Source organism: Flavobacterium sp., from assembly GCF_035456225.1.
In the GTDB taxonomy this organism is placed as follows: domain Bacteria; phylum Bacteroidota; class Bacteroidia; order Flavobacteriales; family Flavobacteriaceae; genus Flavobacterium.
Genome location: NZ_DATIDM010000041.1, coordinates 26,756 through 34,726, shown reverse-complemented (window position 1 = coordinate 34,726; position 7,971 = coordinate 26,756). Strand labels below are relative to the sequence as shown.

The window sequence follows — 7,971 nt, the reverse complement described above, 5'->3', positions numbered from 1 at the left end:
CGAAATCAGAAGTGGATTCGCGCTACCAATGAGATAATAAATATGAGAGAACAACACCAGCAGGATTGCAAGCGCCCTTACCACATCTAAACCAAAGATTCTGTGATTATTGTATTTTTCTAAACCCATTTCTAGTATTTTTGCCAATATTCGATTGAAAAATGTTGAAACGCTCAAAGATATACAAATTTTTAGCCTTTAGTTTTATCCTTTCCAGTCTTTTTGGAGTGGTTATCTACACCCAGCTTACCAATCGGCACAAGGCTATAATAAAGACACTCCTTCTTCATAAAACGGGTTTAGTTGACAGCGACTGGCATATAAACAGCAACCAAAAAGAATACAGGATGTTGTCGCCAACTTTTGTTATTGACGGGATTTACAAATCGATGGAAGGTCCAAAAGCCTCACGTTACATACAACTGAACCAGTCGGACAGCCTCGTGTGGATCACCGGTTTTGACGTTAACGCTATTGATGCTAAAACAAACGAAATTCTCCCTAACGATTTCATCTGCCACATGAATGTAGACATTAACGACGCGCAATACTACAGCCATTGGAAATTAGAGAATCGCATCGGAAAACAATATCCCAGAATGACATCGCTGTCGCACGGGCTGGAACATTTCGATTTTCCGAAAGGTTATGGTGTTCCGATTATTGGTTCCGATTATTTATTCATCACCACACAGACCCTCAATCATAACCAACCGGACATTTTCAAAAAGGTAAAACATAAGGTTTCCGTGAAATATGAAACTTACGACAAAACACAAAAACCGTTAATGAGTAAAACGGTTTATATTCAACTGCCTTTTGATAAGTTTGATCCGTTTAAAGGACCATTGGATCCTGCCAGCAATCAATGTATTCCGGTAGAAACAAAAAATCACACTTATTGTGATAAAACAGGGAATTTGTTGTCCGGACACTGGGTAATTCCTCAAGGAAAAAAAACCTACCGAAGCTCCATTACAGAACAATTACAAATTAAAGACAGTGCCCGATTGCATTTTTCGGCACCACACGTGCATCCCTTTGCCACTTCGATCAGCCTGTTTGACAAAACCGAAAACAAAACGGTTTTCACTTGCGATATTACTAATTACAAAAACAAAATCGGCTTAAAAAAGATTGCAACTTTCAGTTCTGAGAACGGCATTTGGCTGTACGGCAAACATGAATACGAACTCGTTATGACCTGTGACAATACTTCAAAAGCGGATCAGGACATGATGGGCAGCATGTTTTTATTCTTTTACGATAAGGAATTGGACGAAAAAATTTCAGGAAGCTAATCAGAATAGAAAATCTTCAAAAAACAAAAAAGCGCAAAGAAAAATACTTTCCTTGCGCTTTTGTTTTGTATTACTTATGAAACTAGAACAGTTTCTTTATAATCATTTCTTCGGTGATTCCTTCCGCATCGGCTTTATAATTCTTGATGATACGATGGCGAAGAATTCCTGTCGCCACAGCCTGAACATCTTCTATATCCGGAGAATATTTCCCATTTAGTGCCGCATTTGTCTTGGCAGCCAAAATTAAATTTTGAGAAGCCCTTGGTCCTGCACCCCAATCCAAATAGTTTTTGATAAAGTCGGTAGCAAGTGCGTTGTCCGGACGAGTTTTGGAAACCAGTGTCACTGCATACTCAATCACATTATCCGCCACAGGGATTCGTCGAATCAATTGTTGGAAATCAATAATTTCCTGGGCCGTGAGTAAAGGATTTACAGTAACTGTAAAATCGGTCGTCGTACTTTTCACTACCTGAACTTCTTCTGCAAACGAAGGATAATCCAACTTGATGGCAAACATGAATCGGTCTAATTGCGCCTCCGGTAACGGATAAGTGCCCTCCTGCTCAATAGGGTTTTGGGTTGCCAGTACAAAGAAAGGAAGATCCAGTTTGTAATGTTGACCAGCAATGGTAACTGCTTTCTCCTGCATCGCTTCCAACAACGCCGCCTGTGTTTTAGGAGGTGTACGGTTTATCTCATCCGCCAGGATAATATTGGAAAAAATAGGTCCTTTTATAAATTTGAAACTTCGGCTTTCATCTAAAATCTCACTTCCCAAAATATCAGAAGGCATCAAATCGGGCGTAAACTGAATTCGTTTAAAATCCAACCCCAAAGCCTGTGAAATGGTATTTACCATCAGTGTTTTTGCCAATCCGGGAACACCTACCAAAAGCGCATGTCCTCCCGAAAAAATACTTAACACAATCTGGTTAACCACATCCTCCTGACCAACTATGATTTTGGAGATCTCTTCTTTAAGGGCTTTTTGTTTCTGAACCAGATTTTGAATTGCTGTTACGTCCGACATATTCCAGTTATTAGTTTGGAGTTATTAATTCAGTTTAGTTGGGCTATCTATAGAATAGCCATAATCAAATTATTTCTTAAGCCAATTGTTAGTGAATTTACAATCTCTGTATTCACCGTTTATTTTGATATAAGTCTCCTTAATTTTTTCATCAGTCCATTTTGCAATCGCTTTAAGCTGTTTTTCTTTCAAAGCAAGATCTTTAATCTTTAAATAATCTGTTGCAAAATCCGCTGTATGTTCCTCATATCGGTTTGTAACCGTAATCAGTTTGTATTTTTTATTTCCGTTTTGCTCCTGATCAACTAACGGAAAAGAAACTGCGTTATCCTTTAATTCAGAAACTTCGCCATACAAAGTCGGATCCATCTTTGTCAACTCAAAACGGGTAGACATGGTTCTTGGGTTCATCAAAACCCCTCCGCTGTTTTTTGTCTCTTTTTCATCAGAATACTCTTTAGCTGCTTCTGCAAAAGAAATCTGACCCTCTACAATTCGTTTACGGATGTTTTCGATTTTAGTTTTCGCTTCTTTTAATGCCTCATCGGTTACTTTAGGGGAAATCAGAATATGACGGATGTCTAATTCCTGTCCGCGTATTTTTTCAAGAAAAATGATGTGGTACCCAAATTCCGTTTCAAAAGGCTCCGATATCTCACCTTCCTGCAAACTGAAAGCAACATCTTTAAACTCTTTTACAAATTGCGTCTTTTTTGTCAATTTATAATATCCTCCGTTTGAAGATGATCCTTTGTCTTCTGAATATATTACAGCTCTACTGAAAAAACTTGCTCCTCCCTGCACTTCTTTCTTTAATTCTTTCAGCTTATCAATTGCTTTTTGTTTTTCCGCCGGACCAACTACCGGTTTTACAACGATTTGAGCAACCTCCATTTCTGCACCAAAAACCGGCAACTCATCTTTCGGAATCTTGTTAAAAAACAATCTTACCTCTTCAGGTGTAATTTCTACGTCTTCAAAAATTTTGTGCTGCATTTGTTGCGTGAGCTTATTCATTTTAACCACATCGAAAAAATAAGCCTTAAAATCTTCTAAATTTCTTTTGTTGTAAAACTGAATTACCTTATCTATTGACCCAACCTGTTCCACCATCTGATCCAACTGGGCGTTCATAAACTCATTAACCTCACCGTCGCTTACCACAATACTATCCTGAATGGCCTGATGAGCATACAATTTATCTTCAAGCAGTTTACCCAACATTTCACAGCGGGCTATATTCTTTGTATCAACACCTTGTGCCTGCAACTCGACAAAAGTCTTATCGATGTCCGAATCCAAAACCACATAATCACCAACAACAGCAACTACGCCATCAATTTTCTTCTTCTGACTTGTTTGCGCATATATTGAACTGAAAGCACAGATTACAAATCCGAAAATCAGGGCAATTTTATTGTTTCTCAACTTCATGTTTCTCTTATTAAATGGCATTATTTTTAGTTAATTTATTTTGGTTTATTTTATCAGTAATTGACTTTTCACTCTATCAAAAACTTCCTGATTCACTTTTACGGTAAATTCTTTTTTCAATTCATCTACCCAATGCGCTTCAAGATACTGTTGGTAATCGTTTATCACTTTTCCTTTGGTTTCTTCAAGTTTTTTAGGTCCCTTCTCAATTTTCTTGATTACCTGTGTAACGAAGTAATAATTCCCTTCATGGCTGATTTCTGTAATCCCAACATTAAAATTCTGGTGTTTAGGTAAGGCGTCATTTCCGATTTCAAAAATTCCCGATTTTACCATAACATCAACAGCTCCTTTTTGATTGATATTCGATTTTATAAAATCAACAGATTTTTTCTTTTTCAGATATTGTGCTGTCTTTTTAATAACATCTTCTTTAGTCGAAGAAAAAACGTTTACTTCCACTCGTTCTTTCCATTGGTAATTTGCTTTATTGCTTTCGTAGAAATTCTTCAACCCAAGCGAATCTGTTTTCGCTTTGTTCCATATTTCTTTTTCCATTAAATCGAACAACAACAAACCATCTCTGTATTCATCCATTACATACGAAAACTCAGGAAACTCTTTCTCTAAATTATCATCGTAATATTTTGATAATTTCGAATAAACAAAATCATTATACAATCTTTCATAAAGCTTAGATAACGGTTTGACATTCAAATTCGCTTTCTGTTGGTTAAAAATATAAGTAACAAATTCTGTCGATTTCACTTTCTTATCTTTCTCCATTGTGAATATCACCTCATTAGGGTCTTTCCCACCAGGCAATTCCCATTCTTGAGTATAATACTTTTCGTTTAAATAAGAAAACACGTTTTTATAGGCCTTTTTATTTTGTACCACTTTGTATTTAGCCTGCAGTTTATCATTTAATGATTTGTTGATTAACTTGGAACGATCATCTTTTCTGATTTTACCTTCAAAATCAACATCCGTATCTTCAAATGATTTTACCGGGTGTTTTTCTATCAACTTGATGATATGCCATCCGAATTGACTTTGGAAAGGTTGAGAAATATCTCCCTCCTTTTTTAGTGAGAATGCAACATTTTCGAATTCATCCGAGCTCAATTCACCAGAACCAAAACGTTGTAATTGCCCACCTTTTCCAGAGGATGATTTATCCTGTGAAAACTGTTGTGCCAGGCTCTCAAAAGATTCTCCCTGCTGAAGTTTTTTGTAAACATCATCAATTGTAGTTTTTGCTGCAGCCGCCTCAACCGGATTCTGACCGTTTAATGTCATGATATGTGATACGGTAACTTGTCCTCGGTTATCACGGATATCATAAACTTTGATCAAATGATACCCAAAACGCGTTCTGACCGGCATCGAAATTTCTCCTTTAGGCGTTTTATACGCACCTGACTCAAAAGGATAAACCATTTTGAAAACTGAAAACCAGCCCAAATCCCCTTTATTGTCTTTTACAGACGGATCTTGCGAATTCTGTACGGCAAGTGTTTCAAAATCTTCACCATTAAGGATTCTCTTGCGAACACTCATAGCCTGATTATAAACTTTTAAAGTATCGGCAGGCAACGCATTTTCATCAACGTTAAACAGAATATGAGATGCTTTGACTTCTTTTAAAGATCTTTTGTAAGCTTCATCAATCAACTCTTTTGTCACCTTGGTATCAGTCACATAATTCTTTGAAAGCTGAGCTCTATACGACTTAAGTTCGCTTTGATAGGAGGCATTATTTTGAAGTCCTAACTTATTGGCTTTTTCTACTTTCAATTTATATCCGATGAAAAGATCCAGATAATGATTCAAATCCTTTTGAGAATCATCCTTCACCAATTCAAGGTTTTTTTTGTAAACCCTTGCGAATTCGTCGGTATAAAACGGTTTATCATCAATTGTAAAAAGAACCTCTTTTTTATTTTCCTGAGCAAAAGAAACTGCGTTGGCAGCCATAAAAAGACCTAATAGAACCTGTTTTAATCTCATTTCTTTTTTAACACTATTTAGTTTGAAGTCGTTTAAAATCTAAATTATTTTCAAATATCTTATCCTACTTAAAGAACATTCGATTTGCAACCAACAAAAATAACAATTCAAACCTATTATCCAACCATACAAAAAACTATTAACAAAAAATTATGCGCAAAATTCAACATAAGTCGCTAAAGGCTATTTTTTTGATAATAAAATAAGTTCTCACAAATTATAATTACTTTTGCACCCACAAAATTTTGTCTGATGAGTTTTCAAAAAGAGATACAGAGAAGAAGAACATTCGGGATTATTTCTCACCCGGATGCCGGTAAAACCACTTTAACAGAAAAACTGTTATTATTTGGAGGAGCGATCCAGGAAGCGGGCGCTGTAAAAAGCAATAAAATCAAAAAGGGAGCTACTTCCGATTTTATGGAAATTGAGCGTCAGAGAGGGATCTCCGTAGCTACTTCCGTATTGGCTTTTAACTATCAGGACAAAAAAATCAACATTCTGGATACTCCGGGACACAAGGATTTCGCGGAAGATACTTTCCGCACCTTGACCGCTGTAGACAGTGTAATTGTTGTTATTGATGTTGCGAAAGGGGTTGAGGAGCAAACGGAAAAACTGGTAGAAGTTTGCCGTATGCGCAACATCCCAATGATCGTTTTCATCAACAAATTGGACCGTGAAGGTAAAGATGCTTTCGATTTGATGGACGAAGTGGAAAAGAAATTAAAACTTCACGTAACACCATTGAGTTTCCCGATTGGTATGGGATATGATTTCAAGGGAATTTACAATATCTGGGAGAAAAACATCAATCTTTTCGAAGGTGACAGCCGCAAAAACATTGAAGAAACCATCGCTTTTGACGATGTCAGCAATCCGGAACTGGATAAAATCATCGGAGAAAAACCCGCCAATAAACTACGTGAAGAGTTAGAATTGGTAGAGGAGGTATATCCGAAATTTGACCGCGAAAGTTATTTAAACGGTGATCTGCAACCTGTTTTCTTCGGTTCGGCTTTAAACAATTTCGGCGTGCGTGAATTATTGGATTGTTTCATTGAAATCGCTCCGACTCCAAGACCAAAAGATTCCGATACCCGTGAAGTAAAACCGGACGAGAACAAATTCTCCGGATTTGTATTTAAAATCCATGCGAATATGGACCCTAAACACCGTGACCGTTTGGCTTTCATTAAAATTGTTTCGGGAACATTCGAAAGAAACAAGCCTTATTTGCATGTCCGTTTAGGCAAGAACCTGAAATTCTCGAGTCCGAATGCATTCTTCGCGGAGAAAAAAGAAATTGTAGACATTTCTTATCCGGGTGATATCGTAGGATTGCATGATACCGGAAACTTCAAAATTGGTGACACGCTTACGGAAGGCGAATTGATGCAGTTTAAAGGAATTCCGAGTTTCTCTCCGGAACATTTCCGATACATCAACAACGCCGATCCTATGAAAGCGAAACAGCTTGAAAAAGGTGTAGACCAGTTGATGGACGAAGGAGTAGCGCAGCTTTTCACATTGGAAATGAATAACCGAAAAGTTATCGGCACCGTGGGAGCTCTACAGTATGAAGTAATCCAGTACCGTTTGGAACATGAATATGGCGCCAAATGTTCTTATGAAAATTTTCCGGCTTTCAAAGCCTGTTGGGTAAAACCGGAAGATCCTAAAAACGAAGAATTTGCCGAATTTAAACGAATCAAACAAAAGTTTTTGGCAAAAGACAAGTACGGACAGTTGGTTTTCCTGGCCGATTCGGATTTTTCAATTCAGATGTCGCAAAGCAAATACCCAAGCGTTAAATTGCTTTTCACTTCGGAATTCGACTAATTAACATTTTTAAAATTGGCTTTTGAAACATAATTGTTATTTTCACACCCAATATTATTTTCACACCCAAATAAAACTATATGAAGTCTAACTTACTTAAAATATACATTTTCAGCTTTTTATTTCTGTCTGATTTTGTAATGTTCGCTCAACCGGGAACTGACGACGGAGGCGGCGGTCTGGAAGATGATGATCCTCCTGTAGCGCCGATTAACGGAAAATTATTTTGGTTAGCTCTTTTCGGGATCGCATTAGCTTTTAATTATTTCCGAAGCAGAAAAAATAAAACCACATAAAAAAAATCCACCAAAAGGTGGATTTTTTTTATTCTATACTTATAACGAA

At 37.1% G+C, this 7,971-nt stretch carries 6 protein-coding genes; 3 read left to right on the top strand and 3 right to left on the bottom strand.

What is annotated here, in order from left to right; all coding sequences use genetic code 11:
- Positions 1 to 161: 161 nt before the first annotated feature.
- Positions 162 to 1,301 carry a hypothetical protein gene (locus VLB74_RS02470; protein WP_325201886.1) on the top strand — a complete coding sequence of 380 codons (1,140 nt, stop codon included), beginning with the start codon at positions 162 to 164 and terminating at the stop codon, positions 1,299 to 1,301.
- A gap of 82 nt (positions 1,302 to 1,383) precedes the next feature.
- Here the strand turns inward: VLB74_RS02470 and VLB74_RS02465 are convergent, their stop codons facing one another.
- The 3 genes from VLB74_RS02465 to VLB74_RS02455 form a co-directional block, all read right to left on the bottom strand.
- Positions 1,384 to 2,337 carry an AAA family ATPase gene (locus VLB74_RS02465; protein ID WP_325201885.1) on the bottom strand — a complete coding sequence of 318 codons (954 nt, stop codon included), beginning with the start codon at positions 2,335 to 2,337 and terminating at the stop codon, positions 1,384 to 1,386.
- 69 nt (positions 2,338 to 2,406) lie between these two features.
- A complete protein-coding gene (locus tag VLB74_RS02460; RefSeq protein ID WP_325201884.1) occupies positions 2,407 to 3,792 on the bottom strand; it encodes a peptidylprolyl isomerase in 1,386 nt (461 codons plus the stop codon).
- 24 nt (positions 3,793 to 3,816) lie between these two features.
- The gene (locus VLB74_RS02455) at positions 3,817 to 5,784 is read right to left on the bottom strand and encodes a peptidylprolyl isomerase (protein WP_325201883.1); all 1,968 of its coding nucleotides are present in this window, start codon (positions 5,782 to 5,784) and stop codon (positions 3,817 to 3,819) included.
- Between the two features lie 252 nt (positions 5,785 to 6,036).
- Between VLB74_RS02455 and VLB74_RS02450 the strand changes: the two genes are divergently transcribed.
- Both VLB74_RS02450 and VLB74_RS02445 read left to right on the top strand, forming a co-directional pair.
- On the top strand, positions 6,037 to 7,626 hold the full coding sequence (locus VLB74_RS02450; RefSeq protein ID WP_325201882.1) for a peptide chain release factor 3: 1,590 nt from the start codon (positions 6,037 to 6,039) through the stop codon (positions 7,624 to 7,626).
- A gap of 80 nt (positions 7,627 to 7,706) precedes the next feature.
- On the top strand, positions 7,707 to 7,922 hold the full coding sequence (locus VLB74_RS02445; protein WP_325201881.1) for a hypothetical protein: 216 nt from the start codon (positions 7,707 to 7,709) through the stop codon (positions 7,920 to 7,922).
- Positions 7,923 to 7,971: the final 49 nt, after the last annotated feature.